The sequence below is a fragment of the Albidovulum sediminicola genome, from assembly GCF_025751575.1.
Classification (GTDB): Bacteria; Pseudomonadota; Alphaproteobacteria; order Rhodobacterales; family Rhodobacteraceae; genus Albidovulum; species Albidovulum sediminicola.
The window spans coordinates 108,975-133,162 of the sequence record NZ_JAOWLA010000002.1; the positions used below are offsets into that span (position 1 = coordinate 108,975).

The following is a 24,188-nucleotide window of genomic DNA, read 5'->3' on the forward strand; positions in this document are numbered from 1 at the left end:
ATGCGGATTTTGAAGGGAGTTCCGAATGTCCGCCCATGGTGAGCCCGTCGCGATGACCGCCCGCAGGTCCGGCCCCCTGAGGGGCGTGGCCGAGGTTCCGGGCGACAAGTCGATTTCCCACCGCTCGCTGATCCTCGGCGCGCTGGCCGTTGGCGAGACGCGGGTTACCGGCCTGCTGGAGGGGCAGGACGTGCTCGACACCGCCAAGGCGATGCGGGCCTTCGGGGCTGAGGTCACGCGGCTTGGCGCCGGCGAATGGTCCGTCCACGGCGTCGGCGTCGGCGGCTTTGCCGAACCGGCCGAGGTCATCGACTGCGGCAACTCCGGCACCGGGGTGCGCCTGATCATGGGCGCGATGGCGACATCGCCGATCACAGCGACCTTTACGGGCGACGCCTCCTTGCGCAAGCGCCCGATGGGCCGTGTCACCGATCCGCTGGCGCTGTTCGGCGCGCGATCCTACGGGCGCAAGGGCGGGCGGCTGCCGATGACGGTCGTCGGCGCGGCCGATCCGGTGCCGGTGCGCTACACGGTGCCGATGCCCTCGGCCCAGGTGAAGTCGGCGGTGCTGCTGGCCGGGCTTAACGCGCCGGGCGAAACCGTCGTGATCGAAAAGGAACCGACCCGCGACCATTCCGAACGCATGCTGCGCGGCTTCGGCGCCGAGGTCCGCGTCGAGGACACCACGGAGGGGCGCGTCATCACCCTGACGGGGCGGCCGGAACTGAAGCCGCAGACCGTGGCGGTGCCGCGCGATCCCTCCTCGGCCGCCTTCCCGGTCTGCGCCGCGCTGATCGTCGAGGGCTCCGACATCACGGTGCCCGGCGTCAGCCAGAACCCGACCCGCAACGGCCTTTACACCACGCTGGTGGAGATGGGCGCCGAGATCGAGTTCCAGAACCCCCGAGAAGAGGGCGGTGAACCCGTGGCCGACCTGCGCGTGCGCTTCTCCGCCCTCAAGGGGATCGAGGTGCCGGAGGAGCGCGCGGCCTCGATGATCGACGAATATCCGGTGCTGTCGGTCGTGGCGGCCTGCGCCGAGGGCACGACCGTCATGCGCGGGGTCAAGGAACTGCGCGTCAAGGAAAGCGACCGTATCGACGCGATGGCGCGGGGCCTTGAGGCCATGGGCGTGCGCATCGAGGAGGATGAGGATACGCTGATCGTCCACGGGATGGGCGCGGGCGGCGTGCCCGGCGGCGGGACCGCGAAGACCCATATCGACCACCGGATCGCGATGTCCTTCCTGGTCCTCGGTCTCGCTTCGCAAAAGCCCGTTAGCATCGACGACGGCTCGCCGATCGCGACCTCTTTCCCGGTGTTCGAGGGCCTGATGCGCGGCTTGGGCGCCGAGGTCGCGCGCACGGGCGCATGATCTTCACCGTTGCCATCGACGGGCCGGCCGCGGCGGGGAAAGGGACCATCTCGCGCGCTGTGGCCGAGCGTTTCGGTTTCGCCCATCTCGACACCGGGCTTCTTTACCGCGCCGTGGGTGCCAAGGGCGGTGACCCGGTCGAGGCGGCGCTAACCCTGTCAGATGCCGACCTGACCCGCGACGACCTGCGCACGCTTGAAGCCGGGCAGGCCGCGAGCCGCGTCGCGGTGATCCCCGAGGTGCGGGCAGCCCTGACCGATTACCAGCGCAGCTTCGCCCGGCGCGAGGGTGGCGCGGTCCTGGACGGGCGCGACATCGGCACGGTGATCTGCCCCGAGGCCGAGGTGAAGCTTTTCGTCACCGCCAGCGCCGAGGTCCGCGCCCATCGCCGATGGCTGGAAGTCGGCGGAGATGAGGCGCAGGTTCTGGCAGAGGTGATCGAGCGTGACAAAAGGGATGCGGAACGCGCCACGGCACCGCTCAAGGCGGTTGAGGATGCGGTTGTTATCGACACGACGGTCCTTTCGATCAATGCGGCCGTTGATGTTGCTTGCCGGGTCATTGCCGAAGCACTTGGTGTTCGGCAATGAAGGGGCTTGTCTCTCGCCTTGGCCAAGTGCTGGGGATTGTGCCGGCTGATACCGCCTCCTCTGATCCCTTTGGCACCGCGCAGGTCTGGGCGGCAGAAGCGCAGGATCAGAACGTCTGGGCCGCGCTTTTTGACGACCGAGATTTTTGGGGCCTTGAGGACGAGGACGAAAGAGACAATGCGCCGCTGACCCCATTTGCAGCATGTCAGTCAATGACGTGGTATGATGACGATTTCGTCGAGTGTGGCTGGTCGGCTCACCATGGGCCAGCTCGGGAAATCTTCGTCGGGAACAGCTTTGTCGATCAATGGGGTGCTGAATTTGACCGACGTGCGGTTGCGCGTGGGGTGACCGCCAACGCATTTGTCATGGTTTTCTCACAAGGTGGAACTCTGCCCGGCTGGTTCACAAGCCCGCGTGATGCAGAGGTTGGTGGCGTACGGCTTGTCTATCTTGGTGTACTGACGGTGCAATAGCGCCTTGGCCTGTTGGATCTCGGGGGGCGTATCATAATTGGCTGCGTCTTGTCCTTACCGACATGTGCGGACCAGTTTCCGAGTTGGCGATAGAGATCGTCCGAAAACTTGCGAATGTCTGGCGCGCAGGCGGCATCCGGCCTTTGTGGCTTGCCTCGGGGGCCGGAACTCACTATAGACGCAGCCGTCCAATAAGGCGATCGAAGCCAACGAGACGGGCAGTGCAGGGTCGGGCGTCACGCTGCGGCCCTGTGTCTTTGTCCGGGTGGTGTGCCCGAAAGACGCGAAACCAAAGACCGGCGGAGCCAACCGCATGGCCAGAAAACATGTTGAAAAGGAACTGAAAACGCATGTGCGCTAAAGCGACCATGGAGGAATTCGAAGCCCTCCTGAACGAAAGCTTCGAGATCGACACCCCGGACGAAGGTTCGGTCGTCAAGGGCAAGGTCATCGCCATCGAGGCGGGCCAGGCCATCATCGACGTCGGCTACAAGATGGAAGGCCGCGTCGATCTGAAAGAATTCGCAGCCCCCGGCCAGGCCCCCGAGATCGCGGTGGGCGATGAGGTCGAGGTCTATCTCGACCGCGTCGAGAACGCCCGCGGCGAAGCCGTCATCAGCCGCGAGAAAGCCCGCCGCGAAGAGGCCTGGGACCGTCTTGAGAAGGCCTATGCCAACGAAGAGCGCGTCGATGGCGCCATCTTCGGCCGCGTCAAGGGCGGCTTCACCGTCGATCTGGGCGGCGCCGTGGCGTTCCTTCCGGGCAGCCAGGTCGATGTCCGTCCGGTGCGCGATGCCGGCCCGCTCATGGGCATGAAGCAGCCGTTCCAGATCCTCAAGATGGACCGCCGCCGGGGCAACATCGTCGTGTCGCGCCGCGCGATCCTCGAAGAGTCCCGCGCCGAGCAGCGCGCCGAGGTTATCGGCAACCTGTCCGAAGGCCAGGTCGTGGATGGCGTCGTCAAGAACATCACCGAATACGGTGCGTTCGTTGACCTCGGTGGCGTCGACGGTCTGCTCCATGTCACCGACATGGCGTGGCGCCGCGTGAACCACCCGTCCGAGATCCTGAACATTGGCGAGACCGTCAAGGTCCAGGTGATCAAGATCAACAAGGAAACCCACCGCATCTCGCTCGGCATGAAGCAGCTTCAGTCCGACCCGTGGGATTCGGTCGAGGCGAAGTTCCCGCTCGGCTCCATCCACAAGGGCCGCGTCACGAACATCACCGACTACGGTGCATTCGTGGAGCTGGAAGCCGGCGTCGAGGGCCTTGTCCACGTCTCCGAGATGTCCTGGACCAAGAAGAACGTCCATCCGGGCAAGATCGTGTCGACCTCGCAGGAAGTCGACGTCATGGTGCTCGAGATCGACACCGCGAAGCGCCGCGTCTCGCTTGGCCTCAAGCAGTGCATGCGCAACCCGTGGGAAGTCTTCGCCGAGACCCACCCGGTCGGCAGCATGATCGAAGGTGAAGTCAAGAACATCACCGAATTCGGTCTGTTCATCGGCCTGGAAAACGACATCGACGGCATGGTCCACCTCTCCGACCTGAGCTGGGATCAGCGCGGCGAAGAGGCGATCCAGTCCTACCGCAAGGGCGACGTGGTCAAGGCCGCGGTCACCGAAGTGGACGTCGAGAAGGAGCGCATCTCGCTCTCCGTCAAGGCGCTGGACGCCGATACGTTCTCTGACGCCGTTGACGGCGTGAAGCGTGGCTCGGTCATCACCGTGACCGTCACCGCGATCGAGGACGGCGGCATCGAGGTCGAGTACAATGGCATGAAGTCCTTCATCCGCCGTTCGGACCTGGCCCGTGACCGTGCCGACCAGCGCCCCGAGCGCTTCCAGGTTGGCGATCACGTCGATGTCCGCGTCACCAACGTCGACAGCAAGACCCGCAAGCTGGGCGTGTCGATCAAGGCGCGCGAGATCGCCGAAGAGAAGGAAGCCGTCGAACAGTACGGTTCCTCCGACTCGGGCGCCTCGCTCGGCGACATCCTGGGCGCCGCGCTCAAGGGTCAGAAGTAATCGTCAGGCCGATTGGCCGGACGGAAAGCCCCGCGCGGAAACGCGCGGGGCTTTTGCGTTTCCAACAGGGTCAGGTCCAGGCCGCCAGTCCTGAAAGCAGGCGGTCGATCTGCTGGACGCCCTCGCGCAGCACAAAGGCCCGCCAGCCCGGATTGCGCGGGCTGGCCGCGTCGCGGCAGCAGGCGCGCAGGGCGGCCTGATCCGGGGCATCGCGCCCCTTGAACCGAAGCCACCGTTCCATCCGGTCCTGCCGGAAGACGCTTGCCGCGTCCCCGGTCCCGAACTCGATGACCGAACCCGCGATGCGCGCGCCGGGAAGTTTCTGCCCGATGGCCCCGCAAAGCAGCCCCTCGTAGGGCGGAACGGAGCGCGCCCGGAAGCCGGAGGCGCCGTCCCTCGCCAGCCCCCACCAGGCCATGGCCTGCGCACGCGCCTCGCTTCCCTGCGGTGCGAAGATCAGGTGTACCACCTCGCCGTAATCCCCGACCCCGGTGTGAAAGTCGATGAAGCCGATCCAGGCCGCGCCGGCCAGATGGGTCGTCAGGATGCGCCGGAAGGTCCGGTTGGCCCAGTCGGGTCCGGTTCCGCAATAGTAAAGCCCCTCGGGCGCCTGCGACTGGCCTGAGATCGCGCGCCCCTCGATGTCCCAGCCGTTCCGGTCCAGATAGTCAACGTAGTCGCGCCAGGCCCTGAGGTCGTCGCCCGCATCCAGGTCGCGGGCGTGGAGGAACGGCGCCAGCGCCGCGTAGGCCTGGTTGTGGGGGGCAGGCCAGGCGGTACGAAAGTTGCGGTTGAGGTCAATGTTCGCCTCAGTCGTTCGCAGCATGTGCGAGAAGCCCCAGGGGTTTGCGCCATGCACCAGGACCAGCCGCAGATCCTCCGCCAGGGTGGCGCCCGGATGCTTCCTGAGCCAGCCGGTCTGGATGGCCGCGCCCGCGAACCCCTCGCCCCCATGCACGCCCGAGATGACCAGCGCCGCCCGCGGGGCGTCGTCGCGCCCCAGCACCGCCACATCGACGCAAAGCGCCTCTCCCTCCGCGCCGAGCAGGTCGTCGCGCCCGTATTGGAAGCACCGCGCGCCTGCCGCTTTCGCGGCACCGCGAAAGGCGGCCCGCGACTGGGCATAGGTTTCGCCGAAACAGTCCATGCGCAGCGCCCCCCCTGGCGGCCCTGGCCCCGCGGCCTCGCCCGATCACGATAGCGCGCCGGAAGACGAATCAGGATAGAGTCTTTTTGGCGAGCCGCGCGGCAAAGCTTTTACGCGCGTAAATGCTGCACTGCGGCTTCCGGGATCGCGGTGAAAAGCCGCGCTAAAATAGGTTAACGACGGGGAAATGCTGCTTTTCCAAGGGCTTTCCTGTTTGTCGCTTTTGAATTTGGCCCTATAGTCGGGCCAAAGAAGAAAATTGTGGCGGCGGCATATTGTGCCGTATGCGCAGGGGGGAGTTGAATGATCCGGTCGGAACTCATCCAGAAGATCGCCGACGAGAATCCGCATCTGTTTCAGCGCGACGTCGAAAGGATCGTGAACACGATCTTCGAAGAGATCGTGAGCGCGCTGGCGCGTGGCGATCGGGTGGAGCTGAGGGGCTTCGGTGCGTTTTCGGTGAAGAAGCGCGACTCGCGCCAGGGGCGCAATCCGCGCACCGGCGCCTCGGTCGAGGTGGACGAAAAACACGTCCCCTTCTTCAAGACCGGCAAACTGCTGCGAGACCGCCTGAACGGTGAATGATCCGGTACCATGCTGCGCGTTCTGAAATGGCTTTTCCTTGCTCTTCTGGGCCTCGTGTTGCTCGCCGTCGCGTCCGCGAACCGGGAGCCGGTGCTGCTGAAGCTTGTCCCCGATGAGGTCGATAGCTTCTTCGGCTTCGGCCTGTCGCTGCGCATGCCGCTTTTCCTTGTCGTTTTCGCGGGCATCGTGGCGGGGTTGGCGATCGGGTTCGTCTGGGAATGGTTGCGCGAGGCGAAGCACCGCAGCGCCGCGTCCCAACACCGGCGCGAGGCCGGGCGCCTGGCGCGCGAGGTTGACCGCCTGAAGGCCGACAAGGCGGAGCCCGAGGACGACGTCCTGGCCCTGGTCGAAGGCAAGGGCGCGCGCTGAACCCTGCTTGGGGTTTGTGCGACGGCCGATAATCCGCTAGAGCGCAGCCATGGACATCGCCGTCAAGATCTGTGGCCTTCGGGAGCCCGCCCATGTCGCCGCCGCCGCCGAGGCGGGCGCGCGTTATGTGGGCTTCGTGTTCTTCGCGCGTTCGCCCCGTCACCTCGCGATCGCGGATGCGGCCGCGCTGGCGCTGACGGTGCCGACAGGCGTTGCCAAGGTGGCGCTGACGGTGAATGCGACCAATGCGGAGCTTGATGCCATCACCGGTGCGGTGCCGCTCGACATGCTCCAGCTTCACGGCTCGGAAAGCGCCGAGCGGGTGGTGGAGGTGCGCGCGCGCTATGGCCTGCCGGTGATGAAGGCGGTCGGGGTAGCCGAGCCGGGCGACCTCGCGGCGCTCGATCTTTACCAGAATGTCGCCGACCAGATCCTGGTCGATGCCAAGCCCCCGAAGGGCGCAGCGCTGCCCGGCGGCAACGGGCTTGCCTTTGACTGGCGGCTGATGCTGGGCCGGGTCTGGCGGCGGCCCTGGATGCTGGCTGGCGGCCTCACGCCCGAGACCGTGGCGCTCGCCATCCGCTCCACCAATGCGCGGCAGGTCGATGTCTCCTCCGGCGTCGAAACGGCGCCGGGGGTGAAGGACGAGGGCCTGATCCGTGCCTTCTGCAAGGCCGCGCTGGCATGATCCGCTTCCGCCCTGCGGAAGAGGCCGATGTGCCCGCGGTCGTCGCGTTGCTTGTGGACGACGTTCTGGGCGCGACCCGGGAGGCGGGGGCGGACGCCGCCTATCTGGCCGCGTTCCATCGAATGCGGGCAGAGGGCGCGAACCACCTGATCGTCGGCGAGCAGGAGGGGCGCATCGTCGCCACCTACCAGATCACCTTCATCTCTGGCCTGTCGCTGCGCGCGACGCGGCGGGCGCAGGTGGAATCGGTGCGCGTGGCCTCCGGCCTCAGGGGACAGGGCGCTGGCGCCGCGATGATGCGTGACGCCGAGGCCCGCGCCCGCGCGGCCGGCTGCGGGCTGATGCAGCTGACCACCAACCGCACCCGCCCCGATGCCCATCGTTTCTACGAACGCCTTGGCTTTACCCCATCCCACATTGGCTATAAACGCGATCTGAACTGAGAGGAGGCGACCATGGCCGAGGACCTGATCAACAGCTTCATGAGCGGACCCGACGAACAGGGCCGGTTCGGCATCTTCGGCGGGCGTTTCGTGTCCGAGACGCTGATGCCGCTCATCCTCGATCTTGAGGCGGAGTATAAGAAGGCCAAGACCGACCCGACCTTCTGGGCCGAGATGGACTGGCTCTGGAAGCACTACGTGGGCCGCCCCTCGCCGCTTTACTACGCCGAGCGGCTGACGACGCATCTGGGCGGCGCCAAGATCTACATGAAGCGCGACGAGCTGAACCACACCGGCGCGCACAAGATCAACAACGTCCTGGGCCAGATCATCCTGGCGCGGCGCATGGGCAAGACCCGGATCATCGCGGAAACCGGCGCGGGCCAGCATGGCGTGGCGACCGCGACCGTCTGCGCCAAGTTCGGGCTGAAGTGCATCGTCTACATGGGCGCTCATGACGTCGAACGCCAGGCGCCGAACGTCTTCCGCATGCGCCTTTTGGGGGCAGAGGTCGTGCCCGTCACCTCGGGGCGCGGGACGCTCAAGGACGCGATGAACGACGCGCTGCGCGACTGGGTGACCAACGTGCGCGACACCTTCTACTGCATCGGCACGGTCGCCGGCCCGCACCCCTATCCGGCGATGGTCCGCGACTTCCAGTCGATCATCGGCAAGGAGGTCCGCTGGCAACTGGCCGAGCAGGAGGGTGAGGGTCGCCTGCCCGATACGGTCGTCGCCGCGATCGGCGGCGGGTCGAACGCCATGGGGCTTTTCTACCCGTTCCTTGATGACCCTTCGGTCCGCATCATCGGCGTCGAGGCCGGCGGCAAGGGCGTGGACGAGCGGATGGAGCATTGCGCGAGCCTCACTGGCGGGCGTCCGGGCGTTCTGCACGGCAACCGCACCTACCTGCTTCAGGACGAGGACGGCCAGATCCTCGAAGGGTTCTCGATCTCGGCCGGGCTCGACTATCCCGGCATCGGGCCGGAACATTCCTGGCTCCACGACACGGGCCGCGCGCAATACGTCTCGATCACCGACAAGGAGGCGCTTGGCGCCTTCCAGCTTTGCTGCGCGCAAGAGGGGATCATCCCGGCGCTGGAACCCAGCCATGCGCTGGCCCATGTGATGAAGATCGCGCCGGAGCTTCCGAAGGACCACATCATCGTGATGAACATGTGTGGCCGCGGCGACAAGGACATCTTCACTGTCGCCAAGCACCTGGGTGTCGAGGTCAAGACCTGACCGACCGCACATCCTACACGTCCAAGGGGCGCCCTGGTGGGCGCCCTTTTTCGTTTTGCATGGCGCGAACACCGGCGGAATGCCGCCATAAACCCTGGTTTATGCGCCTTAGCCTTGGGGCCTAGAGACGCGAGCCTAAACGTCCGGCAGATTTCCCATGTTCGCCGTTCTCGCCTTGATGACGGTGCGCCGGTCTGGCGGCGCGCCCCGTATCAACGGATTTCGCACCAAAGGACAACGAAAGGAAAAGACATGTTCAGGACTCTTCTGCTGACCTCCGCCTTCGCCGCATTCTCGGCGGCGGGCGTCATCGCGACCACGGGCCCCGCACTGGCAATCACCACCGACGAGGTCATCTCGGATCTCCAGGCCCAGGGCTACACGAGCATCGAGGTCAAGGTCGGCCCGACCCAGATCAAGGCAGAGGCCTCGAACGGCACGGACAAGCTGGAAGTCGTCTACGACAAGGAAACCGGCGAGGTGCTGAAAAGCGAGGTCTACGCGGGGCAGGGCTCCGAGGTGGACCCCGGCATCGAGGTCGAGAATGAGGACAAGAACTTCGTTGACGACGGCGACGACGACAGTCACTCGGGCAGCGATGACGATGACGATGAAGATCATTCCGGCCGTGATGACGACGATCACGATGACGACCATGACGATGATCATGACGACGACCATGACGATGACCATGGCGGCGGCGGTGATGACCATGGCGGCGGCGGCGACGATCACGGCGGCGGTGACGACGACTGATCCCGGCGGCCGCGCCCCGGCCGGGGCGCGGCACCGCCCGGGCTTGCGCCATCCCCGTGGTTTTCCGATAGTGGCACCGAACTCTGCCAGTTCCGCCCGAGGCCAGAAGCGATGAAGCGACGGCATTTCCTTCTGTTGGCGACGGCCGCGGCACTTGCGGCCGGACCGGCCCTTGCGCTTGATATCGTCGCCGATATCACGGCGCAGCTGCGCGCGCAGGGCTATACCTCGATCGCCGTCACGCGGACGCTTCTGGGGCGTCAGCGCATCGTCGCGCGCAGCCCGGAATATCAGCGAGAGATCATCGTCAACCCGCGCACCGGGGAAATCCTGCGCGACTACTGGTCGCTGGTTTCCGGCGCCCAGCCCACGGCCGACGAGGACATGTCGATCATTCGCGGCGGCCCGGACGCATCCGACGACGATAAGGATGACGACGACAAGTCCGACGATGATAAGGCCGACGACGACAAGTCCGACGACGACCGCGAGGAGGAGGATCGCTCCGGCTCATCCGACAACTCCGGCCCCAGTGGGGGTGACGATGACTGATCCACAGGTGCCCAGGCGTTGCGCCAGATGCCCCGAAACCAAGGCGAGGTCGGGGTGACAGGAAAGATCGTCGTTGTCATAATTCTATTGGTTCAAGCCATTTGCGCGATTTTCTTCGTCTCCGACATCGTGCTGTCGGTGTTCAACATCTACGCCTCTCCGATCCCCTGGCAGACGCGCGAATATCTTGAGATCGGCGCGTCCGTCGGATTGGTCCTGGGGCTGGCACTCGGGGCCACGGTCATCCACCACAGCAACCGCGAACGCCGCCGGGCGGAGGAGAAGCTGCGCCAGGCCTCCGGCGCCTTCATGGAGCTTCTGGCCGAGCGCTTCGACGACTGGGGCCTGACCCCGGCCGAACAGGATGTCGCGCTTTTCGCGATCAAGGGCATGAGCACGGCAGAGATCGCGAGCCTGCGCAGCACCTCCGAAGGGACGGTCAAGGCGCAGACGAACGCGATCTACCGCAAGGCGGGCGTCGCGGGGCGACCCCAGCTTCTGAGCCTTTTCATCGAGGATCTGATGGAGGAAACCCCGATGGCGCGCGCCCGGCAGAAGGTGGGTTAGCGGCCTTCGTCATATCCGGTCAGCACCTCCAGCGGCACGATTTCGAGCGCCCGGCTGTGTGTCGCGGCAAGATGGACGTTCGGCGCGCAGCCTTCCTCGTGCGCCTGCATGAAGCGCGCGGCGCAAAGGCACCAGCGATCGCCCGGCTTCAGGCCCGAAAAACGCAGGTCGGGCCGGGGGGTGGACAGATCGTTGCCCACATACTTCGAATAGGCCAAGAATTCGGCCGTCATGACCGCGCAGACGGTGTGGCTACCGCGATCCTCGGCGCAGGTGTTACAATGCCCGTCGCGGAAGAAGCCGGTGAGCGGTGCGGTCGAGCAGGGTTCCAACGGACCGCCCAGAACATTGATGCTGTCGTCCATCTTGATCATCGCGGACCTTTCAGGGCCAGGAAACTTCAGGGGCGCGCCAATCCACCCAACGCCCGTGGAAATCGGCGCGGCCCAGATCAATCCTAAGGTCGCCGGGCCAAAGCCGCAATGCCAGGCCCGCGCCGGGCGTCGCATCGTCGGCCTCCATCCCGAACCAGGCGAGCGGCGCATCGGCGGTGGCCGCGGCGCCCGCGGCTTCGATCAGCGCACGCCCGCGGGACTGGGACGGCACTGGGAAATACTGCCAGGCCACCGTCGAATAGACCAGGAGGAGCGTCCCCCGTGCCGGGGCCAAGCGCCCGGAGAGCCAGTCTATGGCGTCGCCCCTCGCAGGCGGCGGCCCGGCGACCGAGATCGCGGCATCGGTCAGCGCCAGGCGCTCCGTCTGGTCCGGCCAGAGGTAGGCGCGCAGGCGCAGCCGGTCCCCGGCCTGGCCGATGTCGATGGGGGCAAGGTCCACGCCTTGCCGCGCGACCACTGTGAAGGGTGACGCGGGGGGAAGTGTGCCGCGCCAGTCGGGGCGCAGGATCAGGGCCGGCGCTTCGGCGCCGCGCCTGTGCCCGCCAAGCTCAACCCCGAAACGGTCGAAGCTCAGATTCAGCCCCGCGCTCGCCCCCAGTTCGAGGAGCCTGATTGGCAGCGGCGCGCGCGCCGCAAGCCAGTGGGCAAGTGCCACCAGCACCGCCGCGCGGCGCACCTCGTTCGTCTGGGGTGGGCTGTCGATGAAGCGCCCGATCGTTTGGGCCTCGGTCGCCAGCGCGCGCTCAATCGCCCGCCATAGCGTCTCATCGTCGACGGTGGCCGGCGGATAGACCGCCGTCAGTTCGCCGTGTCCCGAAAGGCGCAGCGCGTGCAGGGCGCCCGCCAGCCTGAGAGGGACCGAGGCGCCACGCGGGCCGACGTCGCCCGGCCAGGCGAACAGCCGGTCGGAAAGGGGCGTTCCCGGCTGCAGCCGCGCGCCCAGTAGCGTCATCAACCGCGCCATGAAAGGGGAGCCGAGCGCGGCGCAGCTTTCCCCCTGTTCGCGGAAGGCGTCGCGCAGGCGCGAGCTCACCGGAAGCGGTCCATGAGCTTTTGCAGGGCGCTGCGGGGATCGGGGTCTTCCGCCGCTGGGGCCTTGTCCGGGGCAGGGGGCGTCGCCTTCGCGGCTGCAGGTGCTGTGCCCGCGCCCCCGGTCGAGGAGCGTGGCGGCGCGGTGCGCAGCGCAACGGCGTTCTGGAACCGCGCGGCATCGCCCTCGGCCAGCGCGGCCGCACCGTCCGACAGCCCTCGCATCAGATCGTCGAGCCAGTCCGCGTCGGCCTTGGCAAAGTCCGACAGAACATAAGGCGCGACCCGGTCCTTGTGGCCGGGATGGCCGATGCCGAGCCGCACGCGCTGGTAGCCCTCGCCGATATGGGCGTGGATCGACCTGAGGCCATTGTGGCCCGCATGGCCGCCGCCCATCTTTACCCGGCATTTCCCGGGGGCGAGGTCCAGTTCGTCGTGAAAGACGGTGACGGCCTCGGGCTCGATCTTGTAAAAGCGCATCGCCTCGCCCACGGATTGCCCCGACAGGTTCATGAAGGTCTGCGGTTTGAGCAGCGCCACGCGCGCCGAACCCAACCGCCCCTCGCTCAACAGGCCCTGGAACTTGGCGCGGAACGGGGCAAAGCCGTGGTCCTCGGCGATCCGGTCCAGCGCCATGAAGCCGATGTTGTGGCGGTTGCCCGCATATTTCTGCCCCGGATTTCCAAGGCCGACGAAAAGCCGCATGGGGTGGCTCCTTTGCTGCCGCAAAAGCTAGGGGGGCGGGGGCGGTTCTGCAACGCCATTGGCCGCCGGGGCCCGGTCAGAGGGCGCGCCGGAAACGAAAACGCAGGGCCAAGGGGGGCCCTGCGTCTCAATCCTGTCGCCTGATGGCGGATCAGGCTTCTTCCGAGGTCTCTTCGTCTTCCGACGACCGCAGGCCCGAAGGCGCCGCGATGTTCGCGATCACGAAGTTGCGCGCCACGGTCGGCTTCGCGCCCGAGGGCAGCTCGATGTCGCCGATGTGGATCACGTCGCCGATTTCGCGGCCGGTCAGGTCGACGGTGATGTGATCGGGGATGTCCCCCGCGGTCACTTCCAGTTCGACTTCCGGACGGACGATCGTGACGGTCCCGCCCTTCTTCAGCCCCGGCGCCTTGTCATGGTTGACGAAGGTGACGTGGATGAAAAGGTTGATGCGGGTGGTGCGGCGGATGCGCATCAGGTCCACATGCGTCGGCAGGTCCTTGACCACGTCGCGCTGCACGCCGCGGCAGATCACGCGCACGTCTTCCTGGCCTTCAACCTTGAGGTTGAAAAGCGTCTGAAGGAAGCGGCCCGCCTTGAGGCGCTTCAGCAGCGAGTAGTATTGGATGTTGATCGGCAGGGGCTCTGCGCCGCCGCCGTAAACGATGCCGGGTACGTTGCCCTCACGACGAGCTTGACGAGCGGCCCCCTTGCCTGTCCCCGTCCGTACCGCGGCGATAAGATCGGGGATCTCACCAGCCATTGGTCTCTCCATTCAAGTTAAGGGCATCCTCCAAGGGTGCATGCCCATGAGCGGGGGGCTATAGAGGCAAAACGCGGCGATTGGAAGCGCAAAAACGCAAGGCCGCGTGTCGCGGCTGGCCTAGTGCGCGCGCCATCCGCCGGGTTAGAAGCGAAAGGTACGGAGTAACCATCATGCCGCTTCTGGTCCAGATCCGACTTGCACGCGCGCCGCTTGTCGCCTTCGCCGCGATGGGCATGGTCTGGGGCGCCTTCGCGGCCATGGTGCCGGACATCAAGGCGATGCTGGGCGCATCGGACGCGCAATATGGCGCGCTCCTGTTCGCCACGCCCCTCGCGGCGGTCGCGGCCATGCTGCTGGCGCCGAAGCTCGCCCCCCACCTGGGCCGCCACGTCCTGCCGCTTTCGACGCTGGCGCTTGGCCTCGCGTTCCTGCTTCCGGGCTGGATGGCGGTGCCTTTCCTTTTCGCGCTCTCGATGATGGCCGTGGGCGCCAGCAACGGGTTCCTGGATGTCACCATGACCGCCCGCGTCAGCGCGCTGGAGATCGCGCACGGGCTGCACCTGATGAACCTGAACCACGCGGCCTATTCCTTCGGCTACGCCGGCTCTGCGGTGGCCACGGGGCTTGCGCGCGCTGCCGGCTACGGCCCGGGGGAGATCCTGGGCACGGTCGCGCTGACGGTCGCGGTCCTCTCGGTCCTGACGGCCGAGCGCGGGCCGGACATCAACGGCTTCGACCGGGCGACAGGTTTGACCGGGCGGCTCGGGATGTTGCCGGTCTGGGGAGGGCTGATCGTGCTGATCGCCTTCCTGTCCGAAAACGCCGCCGAAAACTGGTCGGCGCTGCATATCGAGCGGACGCTGGGCGGGTCGGTGCGCGAGGGCAGCTTTGGCCCCGCGACCCTGGCGCTAACCGCCGGGCTTGGCCGGACGGTCGGACAGGTCATCGTCGCCCGCGTGGCCGAGGTGCGGCTGATGCGCTGGGGCGTGGTGGTCGCGGCGCTTGGCATGGTGATGACGGCGCTTGCTCCCTCGCCGCTGGCGGTGCATCTGGGGCTTGTCGTGACCGGGCTCGGCACCTCGGTCATCGCGCCGACGGCCTTTTCGGTCGTGGGGCGGCTTTCGGACCCCGGGCGGCGGGCGCTGATGATCGCCCGGGCGACGACGTTGGGTTATCTCGGTTATTTCTTCGGCCCGCCCGCGCTGGGGCTGGTGGCAGAGCTCTTCGGGCTGCGGGTGGCCTTCCTTTGCATCGCGGCGGTCCTTCTGGCGGTGCTGGCGCTCTTTCCGCGTCTGCTGGCATCGGGCACGCCGGGGCGCGCGGCGGACAGACCGCCCCTTGGGGTTGCCTGAGGATGGCGGCGGGGGGTGCGGCATCGCTGGTCACGGTGGCACGGCTTTCGCGTGCGCCGAGCCTGGCGCTGATGGCGGTCGGGGTCTTCTGGGGCACGTTCGCGGCCTATATCCCGGACATCAAGGCGCGGATCGGGGCGCCGGACGGCGCTTTCGGGCTGGCGCTGATGATGGCGGCGGTGGGCTCCATCGTCTCGATGCAGGCGGCCCCGCGCGTGTTGGCCCGTTTCGGACGTGCGACAACGCCGGTGGCTGGCGTCGCGGCGGCCGCGATCTCGCTCTCGCCGCTTCTGGCGGCGGATACGGCCGGTCTGGCGGTCGCGCTCTTCTTCATGGGGGCGGCGATCGCGATGATCGACATCACCGCCAACATCCGCCTGTCGCTGGAGGAGGCCGCACAGGGCCTGCACCTGATGAACTTCTGCCACGCGGCCTTTTCCTTCGCCTTCGCGATCGCCGCCTTCGCGGCAGCCGAGGCGCGGCGGGCAGGCTGGCCGCCGGAGGTCTTCCTGCCGCTTTCGGCGCTGGCGATCCTGCTTCTGTCCCTTGGCACGGCGGAGGGCGCGGGCTGGCGTGCCGCGCCCTCCGCACCCGAGGGGGCGGGGCACTCGGACGGGGTGGCGCGCGTGGTCCTGCCGGTGGCCGCGATCCTGTTCCTGGCCTTCATCTGCGAAAACGCGACCGACAGCTGGTCGGCGCTGCATATCGAACGGACCTTGGGCGCCGCGGTCGGCATCGGCGGCTACGGCCCCGCGATGCTGGGCCTGACGATGGGGATCGGGCGCATGGGCGGCCAGGTGGCCGCCGCACGCCTGGGCGAGGGCGCCCTGATCGCCTGGTCGGCGGCCGTCGGTGCCTTTGGCGCGGTGGTGACGGCCATCGCCTGGGCGCCATGGGTTGGCGTCCTGGGGGTGGCGTTCCTGGGGCTGGGGGCTGCGGTCATGGTGCCCTCGGCCAACACCATCCTCGGCCGGCTCGTGCGCCCCGACCAGCGCGGGCTGGCCCTGTCGCGCGCCTGGATCTTCGGCTTCGCGGGCTTCTTCATCGGCCCGTCCATGATGGGGCAGGTGTCCGCCGCACTGGGGCTGCGTTGGGCCTTTGGCGGGATCGCGGTCCTGATGGCCGCGATCCTGCCCGTCGTCCTATACCTTGCCCGGCTTGAGGCGCGGCGGCGCTAGTCAGCTGTAGGCGCCCAGGAACCCCTTGGGGAGCAGGACGTTGTGCCGCCCGACCGCCGCGATGTCGCGCTCGCCGCAGAGCGCCATGGAGGTGTCAAGCTCCTTGCGGATCACGTCGAGCGCCGTCGTCACGCCCTTTTCGCCCATCGCGCCCAGCCCGTAGACGAAGGCGCGCCCGATCATCGTGCCTTTGGCACCCAAAGCCACCGCCTTCAGCACGTCCTGGCCCGAGCGGATGCCGCCGTCCATCCAGACCTCGGTCCGCTCGCCCACGGCCGCCACGATTTCCGGCAGCATGCGGATCGAGGACAGCGCGCCGTCCAGCTGCCGCCCGCCGTGGTTGGAGACCACGATCGCATCGGCCCCCACGCCCACGGCATGCTCGGCGTCCTCGGCATCGAGGATCCCTTTCAGGATCACCTTGCCGCCCCACATGTCGCGCAGCTTGGCAATCTTGCCCCAGTCGAGCGCATGGTCGAACTTCTGTGCCGTCCAGGCGGACAGCGACGTGGGGTCATCCACACCCTCGACATGGCCGACGATATTGCCAAAGAAGCGGCGCTTGGTGCCCAGCATCTCCAACCCCCAGGCCCATTTCGTGGCCAGGTTCAGCATCGTCGGGATGGTGAACTTGGGCGGCGCGGAGAGGCCGTTCTTCAGGTCCTTGTGCCGTTGCCCCAGGATCTGGAGGTCAACCGTGATGACCAGCGCCGAACAGCCCGCGGCCTTGGCGCGGTTGATGATCTTCGCGTTGAAGTCGTCGTCGTTGAGCGTGTAGATCTGGAACCAGAACGGCTTGGTCGTGTGCTGCGCCACGTCCTCGATCGAGCAGATCGACATCGTGGACAGGGTGAAGGGCACGCCGAACTTCTCCGCGGCGCGGGCGGCCTTGATCTCCCCGTCGGCGTTCTGCATCCCCGTCAGCCCGACCGGGGCCAGCGCGACCGGCATGGCGACATCCTGTCCGATCATCTGCGTCGCGACGCTGCGGCCGGTCATGTCGCGCGCAATGCGCTGGCGCAGGCGGATCTCGGCGAAATCCGAGACGTTGTCGCGGAAGGTCTGTTCGCTCCAACTGCCACTTTCGGCATAGTCGTAGAACATCCGGGGGACGCGCCGCCGGTAAATCTTCTTCAGGTCGTCGATATTGGTGATCACGGGCATGGGTGCCTCCGGATTGGTAATTTTTCTTTACCGATTTCAGAAGGTTTCCGCAACGCTTTCCCGGCGCTGCGGCAATTTCCCGCGTGCCCTGCTCCCCGGGGGGTCAGGCGCTGTGCGCGCCCGCCGCCAGGCTTTCCACGAAGGACAAGATTTCGGGCACGGTGCGCTTCTCCTCCACCATCTTGACGATGGCGGAGCCCACCACGGCGCCGTCCGCCACCGAGGCGATGGCGCGCGCGGTTTCGGGCGAACGGATGCCGAAGCCGACAATCAGCGGCAGGTCGGTCGCCGCCTTGATCCGCGCGACCTCGGGGCCCACGTCGGTCGCCTGCGCGGCGGCCGCGCCGGTGATCCCGGTGATCGAGACGTAGTAGACGAAGCCCGAAGTGTTCTGCAGCACCTTCGGCAGGCGCCGGTCATCGGTCGTGGGGGTCGCCAGGCGGATGAAGTTCAGCCCCGCCTTCTGCGCCGGAATGCACAGTTCCTCATCCTCTTCGGGGGGCAGGTCCACGACGATCAGCCCGTCGATCCCGGCGGCCTTCGCGTCCGTCAGGAACCGGTCCACGCCGCGCGAGTAGATCGGGTTGTAATAGCCCATCATCACGATCGGCGTGTCGTCGTCGCCCTTGCGGAACTCCGCCGCCATGTCGAGCGTCTTTTGCAGCGTCTGCCCGCCGTCGAGCGCGCGCTGGCCCGCAAGCTGGATCGTGGGGCCGTCGGCCATCGGATCGGTGAAGGGCATGCCCAGCTCGATGATGTCCACGCCCGCGCCCGGCAGGCCCTTCATCAACTCCAGCGAGGTATCGTAGTCGGGATCGCCCGCCATTGTGTAAGAGACGAAGGCTTTCTTGCCCTCGGCCTTCAGTGCGGCGAACTTGCGGTCGATCCGGGTCATGCGAAATCTCCTTGAGCGTCCAGCGGGTCTTGCAGAAAAGCGCCGGGAAAATCAATGGGGGATGGTGCGCTTGAGGGCGGCAGGGCTTGACGCCCCTTGGCCTTGCCCCCTAGATGCGCGCGGTTTTGCGGGAAGGATCGGGACAATGGGCTTCAGGATGGGCATCGTCGGGCTGCCGAACGTGGGCAAGTCGACGCTTTTCAACGCGCTGACCCGCACGGCCGCGGCGCAGGCCGCGAACTTCCCCTTCTGCACGATCGAGCCCAACGTGGGTGAGGTCGCGGTCCCCGACGCGCGGCTCGACAAGCTGGCCGCCATCGCGGGCTCCAAGCAGATCATCCCGACGCGCATCACCTTCGTCGATATCGCGGGCCTCGTGCGCGGCGCGTCCAAGGGCGAGGGCCTCGGCAACCAGTTCCTCGCCAACATCCGCGAGGTCGATGCCATCGCCCATGTGCTGCGCTGCTTTGAGGATGGCGACATCACCCATGTCGAGGGCCGCATCGACCCCGTCGCCGATGCCGAGACGATCGAGACCGAGCTGATGATCGCCGACATGGAATCGATCGAGCGGCGGCTTGCCAACATCGCCCGCAAGATCAAGGGCGGCGACAAGGAGGCGGCGGCGCAGGAGCGGCTGATGAAGCTGGCGCTGGCGGCGCTTGAAAACGGCCAACCCGCGCGTACCGTCTCCGTGTCGGAGGAGGATCAGAAGGCCTGGAACATGCTTCAGCTTCTGACTGCCAAGCCCGTCCTTTTCGTCTGCAACGTCGAGGAATCCAAGGCCGCGACCGGCAATTCGGAGTCCGCCCGCGTGGCCGAGATGGCCGCGAAGCAGGGCGCCGGCGTCGTCGTCATCTCCGCCAAGATCGAGGAGGAACTGGCCCAGATGCCCGAAGAGGACGCAGCCATGTTCCTGGAAGAGATGGGGCTTGAGGAAGCCGGCCTCGACCGGCTGATCCGCGCCGGCTACGACCTGCTGGGGCTTCAGACCTATTTCACCGTGGGCCCCAAAGAGGCGCGCGCCTGGACCATCGAAAAGGGCACGCTGGCCCCGCAGGCCGCAGGCGTCATCCACGGCGACTTCGAACGCGGCTTCATCCGCGCCGAGACCATCGCCTTTGACGACTACATCGCCGGAAACGGCGAGGCCGGCGCGCGCGAGGCGGGCAAATTCCGCGTCGAGGGCAAGACCTATGAGGTCAAGGACGGCGACGTCCTGCACTTCCTCTTCAACGCCTGAGGCTGGCCGGGCAGGGGCCTCACCCCCCCTGTTATTTCTCGGCGGGCGGCATACCTTTGAGGTGCGTTTGCATCTGAAGGGATTGATCACATGAAAACGGGCCTTGTTTCCGCCGGACTCCTCGCCGCCGTCCTGGCGCTGGGCGGCTGCGCTACGCAGCAGCCCTCGAACGCCGACCTGCGCTGCGCGGGTGGCACCGTCGCCGGTGCGGCCGTGGGCGGGGTCGTTGGCAACCAGATCGGCAGCGGCACCGGCAACACCATCGCCACGATGGTCGGCGCGGGCGCGGGCGCCGTCGTCGGGGCCAACGCGGCCTGCTACTGAGCCCGGGTGGCCGCTCAGCCCTCGGCCGTGAACTGGGCGGCGACGACCTCCCATCCGGCGGCGGTTTCGCGCAAGAGCGCCGACAGGACCGCGCCGATGCGCCCGGCGTCGCTGCCGTCCGGGTGAACAAGCCCCGAGAGGACAAAACGCTGCATGACCTGCGCGACGCCGGGTGCGACCGCGCGCAGCTTGGTCCGACCGCTGACAAGGCGTGCACGGGCCAGCATTCCGTCCATCTCGGCGCCCAGCACATCTGCGACGGCCGCGCGGCCTTCGGCCCAGGCGCCGGTCAGCGACAGGAAATCCGCATCCTCGGCGAACAGCGCCGCGATCGCGGCGGGATCCCGGTCGGCGAAAGCGTTGGAGAAGGCGCGCGCGAATTCCGCCGGGTCACCCAGGCTCATTGCGAGACCTCGACGACCTTGCCGGGGTTGAGGATGCCGTCGGGGTCCAGCGCGCGCTTGATGCGGGCCATCACCTCCCAAGCCTCACCATGTTCAAGCGGCATCAGGCCCTTCTTGCCCACGCCCACGCCGTGTTCGCCAGTGACCGTGCCACCCAAGCGCACCGCGCGTTCCGCCAGCCGCCGGGTCAGCGTCTTGGCGCGGGCCAGTTCCTCCGGGTTGTCCCGTTCCAGCAGCAAGATGGCGTGAAAATTGCCGTCGCCGACATGGCCGAGGATTGGCCCCACTAGTTCCAGTTCGGCGATATCGGCGCGGGTTTCCGCCACGGCCTCGGCCAGGCGGGAGATCGGGACGCAGATATCCGTGACCATGCCCATGCAGCCGGGGCGCGAGGCGATACAGGTCCGGTAGGCCCCGTGCCGCATCCGCCAGAGCCGGTTGCGGTCCTCGGTCGTGCTGGCCCAGTCGAAGCCGAGCGCGCCGAAGCTTTCCGCAACCTCGCCGAAACGGCGCGCGTCCTCTGCCGCGCTGGCGTCCGAGCCGTGGAACTCCACCATCAGGTGGGGCAGTTCGGGAAAGGCGGTGCCCGCCTGCGCATTGAAGATGCGGGCGACGGTTTCGTCTACGAACTCGATCCGCGCCATCGGGATGCCCGACTGGATCGTCGCGATCACCGTGTCGACGGCGGCGGCGAAATCCGGAAAGGCGCAGACCGCGGCCGAGATCGCCTCCGGTTGGCCATGAAGGCGCAGGGTCAGTTCGGTAATCAGGCCCAGCGTCCCCTCGGACCCGACGAAGAGCCCCGTCAGGTCATATCCCGCCGCCGACTTGCGCGCGCCCGACCCGGTGCGGATGACCCGGCCATCGGCCAACACCACCTCAAGCGCCAGGATATTGTCCCTGACCGTGCCATAGCGCACCGTCGTCGTGCCTGAGGCGCGGGTGCCCGCCATCCCGCCGATGGAGGCATTGGCCCCCGGATCGACCGGGAACATCAGGCCCGTCGCGCGCAACTCGGCATTGAGCGCCTCGCGCGTGATGCCGGGCTGGACGACCACCTGCATGTCGCCCGGCCGCACCTCCAGCACCCGGTTCATCCGGGCGAAATCGACGACCACGCCGCCGTCGAAGGCCAGAGCGTGCCCCTCAAGCGAGGTGCCCGCCCCCCAAGCCACGACCGGGCAGCCGTGGCGCGCGCAGATCGCGACGAGGCGGGAAACCTCCTCGGTGGTCTCAGGATAGGCCACCGCGTCGGGCGGGGTTTCCGGGAACCAGGATTCGTTCTGGCCATGTGACCTGAGGTCGCCCCCCGCGGTGATCAGCCGTGATCCCAAAAGCGCCGAAAGTTCGGAAAGTGCGGTCGCGTCCATCATGATCAGTGCCCGCAGCGATAGGCGTAGACGCCGGTTTCCCGGCCCGGAGGGGTGAATTCCAGGTGGTCCAAAAGCGCGCCGAAGCTGACGAGCGCGATCCGCGTGTCCTTCATCGTCGGCCCCTTCAGATCGACCCCGCCATCGGCCACCCGGTATTGCACCGAAAGCGCGCTTCCACCCGCCTCGGCCATCAGGACCAGCCCGTAGTCGAAGGTGATCGGGTCCGAACACTGTTCGGGCACGACGCCAGGCGGCAGGCGCAGCGGCGCCTTCTGCATCGTCCAGCGCCCGAGAAGGAAGCTCGGCGTATCGGCCTTGAAGGCGTCGAGCCCCGTCAGCGTGGCATATTCCGGCAGGAAGCGCGCGAAGCCGTCGGCCTCCCGCAACTGCTCAAGATAGACGGCGGGGTCTTCAGCGCGCATGCGCGCGAAGTGGTCCGCGCTGCGTTGCTCCAGCGTGTAAAGCCATGCGAAATAGCCCAGAATCGCCGCCGCGACGACGACGACCCCCGCCCACTGGCGTGCGTCGAGCCGGGGCAGCGCGGGCGGTTTGATCTTTGCGATCGCGGGTCGGCTCATGCGCGGTCCCTTTTCCTTTGCATTTCTGCCGGTTCTGCGGCGCTTGGGTTTGCATCGACCGGACCAAGGGCGTAGCAGGGAACAAGCGAGTCTAACAGCAACCAGCCGGGTCGCCTGACATTAGCCATGCGCGCGCCCGTCCACAACCGCGCCACCGGGACGATGACCGAAGCCACGCCGAACGAACCGCATCAAGCCTTTCCCGACAACCGCCGCCTTTCGATCATCTGGCTGTCGCTGATCGCGATCCTGATCGGGATCGTCACCGGGCTTGGCGCCATTGCGCTGCGCTACCTGATCTCGATCGTGCACAACCTTGCCTTCCTTGGCACGTTTTCGCTCGACTACGATGCGAACCTGCCCACGCCGCCCTCGCCCTACGGGCCGCTGGTGATCTTCGCGCCGGTCGTCGGCGGTCTGATCGTGGTCTGGCTGGTGCGCAGCTTCGCGCCCGAGGCAAAGGGTCATGGCGTGCCAGAGGTGATGGACGCGATTTACTACCGCGGCGGCAAGATCCGCCCGCAGGTCGTGCTGGTGAAATCGCTCGCCTCGGCGCTGTCGATCGGGTCGGGCGCCTCGGTCGGGCGCGAGGGGCCGATCATCCAGATCGGGTCGGGGATCGGTTCGGTCCTGGGTCAGCTCTTCCGTCTCAGGACCTGGCAGGTCATCACCATGGTTGCCGCCGGCGCGGGCGCGGGGATCGCCGCGACGTTCAACACGCCCTTGGGCGCGGTGATGTTCGCGGTCGAGTTGATGCTGCCCGAATTTTCCGCCCGTACGCTCATCCCGGTCGTGCTCGCCACCGGCACCGCGACCTATGTCGGGCGCCTGGCCTTCGGGCTTGCCCCGGCGTTTCTGGTGGCCAGCCACGACCGGCCCGAGCTTTTCGTGCCGCTCTCGGCCGAGATGCTGCCGCTTTACGTGATCTTCGGCCTTCTCACCGGCGTTGCGGCCGCAGGTTTCGTGCGCGGGCTCTACAAGGTCGAGGATCTGTTCGATGGCTGGAAGATCAATCCCTACCTCAAGAACTTCGCAGGGATGCTGTCGCTCGGCATCCTGATGTATGTGCTGCTTCTGACGACGGGCAATTATCACACCGCCTCGGTCGGCTACGACACGATCGAGGCGATCCTGACCGGGCAACTGACCGCGCCCGCGTTCCTTTTCCTTCTGTTCCTTCTCAAGATGATCGCGACCTCGGTCAGTCTGGGTTCCGGCGCTTCGGGCGGGATCTTTTCGCCCTCGCTCTTCCTTGGCGCGGCGCTCGGGGGGGCGTTTGGCGGGTTCCTGGACCTGATGTTCCCGCATCTGGGATTCCATTCCGTCACCTTCGCGCTGATCGGCATGGCCTGCATCGTGGGCGCCTCCACCGGCGGGGCGTTGACCTCGATCATGATGCTGTTCGAGATGACGGGGGACTACACGATCACGCTGGCGGCCATCCTCGCGGTGGTCGTGGCCATGGGGGTCCGCAAGCGGCTGTCGGCCGAGGACATCTACACCATGAAGCTGACCCGCCGGGGTCACCGCATTCCGCGCGAAAGCCGCTCGCACATGTTCGCGATCCGCATGATCAGGGAGATGATGGAACCCGCCATCGCGGTGATCGAGAAGGCCGATCTTGGCGCGCGGGGCGAGGTTGACACGGAGCTTGGGCGCGATCGCCAATACGCCGTCGTGACTGACGGGCGCAACGTCGTCGGCATCGTCCGCGTTCATCCGGAGGACCCGACGCGGCGCCACGGACCCATCATCTCTCCGGTGGGCTATGTGCAGGAATCGAGCTTCCTGCAACTGGCCATGACCAATATGGCCGACCGTGGCCATGCGGCGCTCTTGGTCCTGCCGGACAAGACCATGCCGCGGCCCGAGAACGTGATCGGGGTTCTGACCCGCGATTCCATCGCCACGGCGGTGCTGCGCGACTACCGGAGCTGAGCCGGGCGCAGCCAAGCCGGG

Annotated in this window: 27 protein-coding genes; 17 read left to right on the forward strand and 10 right to left on the reverse strand. The window is 67.0% G+C overall.

The window, feature by feature from the left end; all coding sequences use genetic code 11:
* The first annotated feature begins 25 nt into the window (after positions 1 to 25).
* From aroA to rpsA, 4 genes are all read left to right on the forward strand, one after another.
* The gene (aroA, locus tag OE647_RS02555) at positions 26 to 1,375 is read left to right on the forward strand and encodes a 3-phosphoshikimate 1-carboxyvinyltransferase (protein WP_263720075.1); all 1,350 of its coding nucleotides are present in this window, start codon (positions 26 to 28) and stop codon (positions 1,373 to 1,375) included.
* On the forward strand, positions 1,372 to 1,965 hold the full coding sequence (locus OE647_RS02560) for a (d)CMP kinase (RefSeq protein WP_263720076.1): 594 nt from the start codon (positions 1,372 to 1,374) through the stop codon (positions 1,963 to 1,965). Before aroA ends, OE647_RS02560 begins: the two co-directional genes overlap by 4 nt.
* Complete coding sequence (locus tag OE647_RS02565; protein WP_263720077.1) at positions 1,962 to 2,441, forward strand: hypothetical protein; 480 nt, start codon at positions 1,962 to 1,964, stop codon at positions 2,439 to 2,441. Before OE647_RS02560 ends, OE647_RS02565 begins: the two co-directional genes overlap by 4 nt.
* Before the next feature lie 350 nt (positions 2,442 to 2,791).
* Positions 2,792 to 4,471 (forward strand): 30S ribosomal protein S1, encoded by a 1,680-nt coding sequence (gene rpsA / locus OE647_RS02570; protein ID WP_263720078.1) that lies wholly within the window; start codon positions 2,792 to 2,794, stop codon positions 4,469 to 4,471.
* A 70-nt stretch (positions 4,472 to 4,541) separates the two neighbouring features.
* Here rpsA and OE647_RS02575 read toward each other — a convergent pair whose 3' ends face one another.
* Positions 4,542 to 5,618, reverse strand: a complete 1,077-nt coding sequence (locus OE647_RS02575; RefSeq protein WP_263720080.1) for a M14 family metallopeptidase — start codon at positions 5,616 to 5,618, stop codon at positions 4,542 to 4,544.
* Between the two features lie 303 nt (positions 5,619 to 5,921).
* On the opposite strand from OE647_RS02575, the gene ihfB reads away from it, so the two are divergent.
* The 8 genes from ihfB (at position 5,922) to OE647_RS02615 (ending at position 10,823) form a co-directional block, all read left to right on the forward strand.
* Positions 5,922 to 6,203 (forward strand): integration host factor subunit beta, encoded by a 282-nt coding sequence (gene ihfB / locus OE647_RS02580; RefSeq protein WP_263720081.1) that lies wholly within the window; start codon positions 5,922 to 5,924, stop codon positions 6,201 to 6,203.
* 9 nt (positions 6,204 to 6,212) lie between these two features.
* Entirely contained in the window at positions 6,213 to 6,572 is a 360-nt protein-coding gene (locus OE647_RS02585) for a LapA family protein (RefSeq protein WP_318527927.1), read from the forward strand.
* Positions 6,573 to 6,621: 49 nt separating this feature from the next.
* Entirely contained in the window at positions 6,622 to 7,260 is a 639-nt protein-coding gene (locus OE647_RS02590) for a phosphoribosylanthranilate isomerase (RefSeq protein WP_263720082.1), read from the forward strand.
* Entirely contained in the window at positions 7,257 to 7,703 is a 447-nt protein-coding gene (locus tag OE647_RS02595; protein WP_263720083.1) for a GNAT family N-acetyltransferase, read from the forward strand. Before OE647_RS02590 ends, OE647_RS02595 begins: the two co-directional genes overlap by 4 nt.
* A 12-nt stretch (positions 7,704 to 7,715) precedes the next feature.
* On the forward strand, positions 7,716 to 8,948 hold the full coding sequence (gene trpB, locus OE647_RS02600) for a tryptophan synthase subunit beta (protein WP_263720084.1): 1,233 nt from the start codon (positions 7,716 to 7,718) through the stop codon (positions 8,946 to 8,948).
* Between the two features lie 252 nt (positions 8,949 to 9,200).
* Positions 9,201 to 9,704 carry a PepSY domain-containing protein gene (locus OE647_RS02605; protein ID WP_263720085.1) on the forward strand — a complete coding sequence of 168 codons (504 nt, stop codon included), beginning with the start codon at positions 9,201 to 9,203 and terminating at the stop codon, positions 9,702 to 9,704.
* Between the two features lie 111 nt (positions 9,705 to 9,815).
* Positions 9,816 to 10,256, forward strand: a complete 441-nt coding sequence (locus tag OE647_RS02610) for a hypothetical protein (RefSeq protein WP_263720086.1) — start codon at positions 9,816 to 9,818, stop codon at positions 10,254 to 10,256.
* A 27-nt stretch (positions 10,257 to 10,283) separates the two neighbouring features.
* Positions 10,284 to 10,823: a helix-turn-helix transcriptional regulator gene (locus OE647_RS02615; protein WP_263720087.1), complete on the forward strand. Its 540-nt coding sequence runs from the start codon at positions 10,284 to 10,286 to the stop codon at positions 10,821 to 10,823.
* On the opposite strand, the gene OE647_RS02620 is transcribed toward OE647_RS02615, so the two are convergent.
* From OE647_RS02620 to OE647_RS02635, 4 genes are all read right to left on the reverse strand, one after another.
* Entirely contained in the window at positions 10,820 to 11,197 is a 378-nt protein-coding gene (locus OE647_RS02620) for a DUF2237 family protein (RefSeq protein WP_263720088.1), read from the reverse strand. The genes OE647_RS02615 and OE647_RS02620 overlap by 4 nt on opposite strands.
* A 10-nt stretch (positions 11,198 to 11,207) precedes the next feature.
* A complete protein-coding gene (locus OE647_RS02625) occupies positions 11,208 to 12,251 on the reverse strand; it encodes a DUF2332 domain-containing protein (RefSeq protein ID WP_263720089.1) in 1,044 nt (347 codons plus the stop codon).
* Entirely contained in the window at positions 12,248 to 12,952 is a 705-nt protein-coding gene (gene pth / locus OE647_RS02630; protein ID WP_263720090.1) for an aminoacyl-tRNA hydrolase, read from the reverse strand. The genes OE647_RS02625 and pth overlap by 4 nt, the downstream gene beginning before the upstream one ends.
* A gap of 151 nt (positions 12,953 to 13,103) precedes the next feature.
* Positions 13,104 to 13,715 carry a 50S ribosomal protein L25/general stress protein Ctc gene (locus OE647_RS02635; protein ID WP_263720091.1) on the reverse strand — a complete coding sequence of 204 codons (612 nt, stop codon included), beginning with the start codon at positions 13,713 to 13,715 and terminating at the stop codon, positions 13,104 to 13,106.
* 173 nt (positions 13,716 to 13,888) lie between these two features.
* Between OE647_RS02635 and OE647_RS02640 the strand changes: the two genes are divergently transcribed.
* Positions 13,889 to 15,070: an MFS transporter gene (locus tag OE647_RS02640; RefSeq protein WP_263720092.1), complete on the forward strand. Its 1,182-nt coding sequence runs from the start codon at positions 13,889 to 13,891 to the stop codon at positions 15,068 to 15,070.
* Positions 15,071 to 15,072: 2 nt separating this feature from the next.
* Positions 15,073 to 16,248 carry an MFS transporter gene (locus OE647_RS02645; protein ID WP_263720093.1) on the forward strand — a complete coding sequence of 392 codons (1,176 nt, stop codon included), beginning with the start codon at positions 15,073 to 15,075 and terminating at the stop codon, positions 16,246 to 16,248.
* Here OE647_RS02645 and OE647_RS02650 read toward each other — a convergent pair whose 3' ends face one another.
* The gene (locus tag OE647_RS02650; RefSeq protein ID WP_263720094.1) at positions 16,249 to 17,412 is read right to left on the reverse strand and encodes an alpha-hydroxy acid oxidase; all 1,164 of its coding nucleotides are present in this window, start codon (positions 17,410 to 17,412) and stop codon (positions 16,249 to 16,251) included. It abuts the gene before it with no gap.
* Between the two features lie 103 nt (positions 17,413 to 17,515).
* A complete protein-coding gene (gene trpA / locus OE647_RS02655) occupies positions 17,516 to 18,307 on the reverse strand; it encodes a tryptophan synthase subunit alpha (RefSeq protein ID WP_263720095.1) in 792 nt (263 codons plus the stop codon).
* Positions 18,308 to 18,452: 145 nt separating this feature from the next.
* On the opposite strand from trpA, the gene ychF reads away from it, so the two are divergent.
* On the forward strand, positions 18,453 to 19,550 hold the full coding sequence (gene ychF, locus OE647_RS02660; protein ID WP_263720096.1) for a redox-regulated ATPase YchF: 1,098 nt from the start codon (positions 18,453 to 18,455) through the stop codon (positions 19,548 to 19,550).
* A 90-nt stretch (positions 19,551 to 19,640) separates the two neighbouring features.
* Positions 19,641 to 19,874: a glycine zipper 2TM domain-containing protein gene (locus OE647_RS02665; protein ID WP_263720097.1), complete on the forward strand. Its 234-nt coding sequence runs from the start codon at positions 19,641 to 19,643 to the stop codon at positions 19,872 to 19,874.
* A 14-nt stretch (positions 19,875 to 19,888) separates the two neighbouring features.
* Here OE647_RS02665 and OE647_RS02670 read toward each other — a convergent pair whose 3' ends face one another.
* Genes OE647_RS02670 through OE647_RS02680 form a run of 3 tightly spaced genes read right to left on the reverse strand, consistent with a single transcriptional unit; the run spans position 19,889 to position 22,229 of the window.
* Positions 19,889 to 20,278 carry an SgcJ/EcaC family oxidoreductase gene (locus OE647_RS02670; protein WP_263720098.1) on the reverse strand — a complete coding sequence of 130 codons (390 nt, stop codon included), beginning with the start codon at positions 20,276 to 20,278 and terminating at the stop codon, positions 19,889 to 19,891.
* Positions 20,275 to 21,651 carry an FAD-binding oxidoreductase gene (locus OE647_RS02675; protein ID WP_412174920.1) on the reverse strand — a complete coding sequence of 459 codons (1,377 nt, stop codon included), beginning with the start codon at positions 21,649 to 21,651 and terminating at the stop codon, positions 20,275 to 20,277. The genes OE647_RS02670 and OE647_RS02675 overlap by 4 nt, the downstream gene beginning before the upstream one ends.
* 2 nt (positions 21,652 to 21,653) lie before the next feature.
* A complete protein-coding gene (locus tag OE647_RS02680) occupies positions 21,654 to 22,229 on the reverse strand; it encodes a hypothetical protein (protein ID WP_263720099.1) in 576 nt (191 codons plus the stop codon).
* Positions 22,230 to 22,355: 126 nt separating this feature from the next.
* On the opposite strand from OE647_RS02680, the gene OE647_RS02685 reads away from it, so the two are divergent.
* Entirely contained in the window at positions 22,356 to 24,167 is a 1,812-nt protein-coding gene (locus OE647_RS02685) for a chloride channel protein (RefSeq protein WP_263720100.1), read from the forward strand.
* The last annotated feature ends 21 nt before the right edge of the window (positions 24,168 to 24,188 follow it).